This window comes from Caballeronia sp. LZ028, from assembly GCF_031451415.1.
GTDB classification, from domain to species: Bacteria; Pseudomonadota; Gammaproteobacteria; order Burkholderiales; family Burkholderiaceae; genus Caballeronia; species Caballeronia zhejiangensis.
Genome location: NZ_JARUXN010000045.1, coordinates 1 through 746, shown reverse-complemented (window position 1 = coordinate 746; position 746 = coordinate 1). Strand labels below are relative to the sequence as shown.

Below are 746 nucleotides of genomic sequence, written 5' to 3'. Positions count from 1 at the left end.
ACGGCACACGAGCGCATCGACCGAGCGCTCGGACAGCGCGCAGCCCTGCTCGCTCAACTGACGCGTGAGGCGCAGGCGCGACATCACCGTCATCGGATTGCGCGCGAACAATGCGAGCAGTTCGATGAGCCTGTCGTGTACGTCGATGGCCACGCGCTTGCGCTTCAGCGTGCGCTTCGCCGGATCGAGCACGAAGTCGCCGAGGCGCAGTTTGCCGTCGCCGGGCGTGACCGGCAATGCACGCCCGGCGCGATGACGCAACAGATTGCGCATCCGTGAAAGAATCTCGCGCTCGTTGCAGGGCAGTTGCACGAAGTCGTCGGCGCCGAGATCGAGACAGGTGATGGCGTCCATCCAGCCGTGCGGCGCGCCGATGACGAGCACCGCGATATCCGGATGCAGCGTGCGCAGATCGCAGAGCACGGCTGCCGTGGGCGTGTCGGTCAGTTCGTTGCTGAGCAGGATCAGCGAAGGCTTCGTGTGCTCGATCTCGACGGCGAGCGTCTCTGCATTCGAGATCGTTCGCATCGCCGGGTAATAGCTCGAAAGAAATGCGCGCAGTTTTTGCCGAACGCCGTCATCCGGCTCGACGATGACGATGCGATGCGGCTCGTGCGTACCGGACATCATCGTTACGCCCTCCGCAGCTTCGGACGGCCGAGCGCGGCCGCATCGAGCGCGACGTGACGTTCGCCGTTGGCGTGCAGGCGCATGCGCTCGCGGATTTCCGGTTCCGTCGCGCTCAC

At 65.1% G+C, this 746-nt stretch carries 1 protein-coding gene; it reads right to left on the bottom strand.

From position 1 onward, the window contains the following. Nucleotides 1-630, bottom strand: a 630-nt coding sequence (locus QCE58_RS33995) for a response regulator transcription factor (RefSeq protein ID WP_309781261.1), incomplete at its 3' end; no start/stop codon positions are given. Between the last annotated feature and the right edge of the window lie 116 nt (nt 631-746).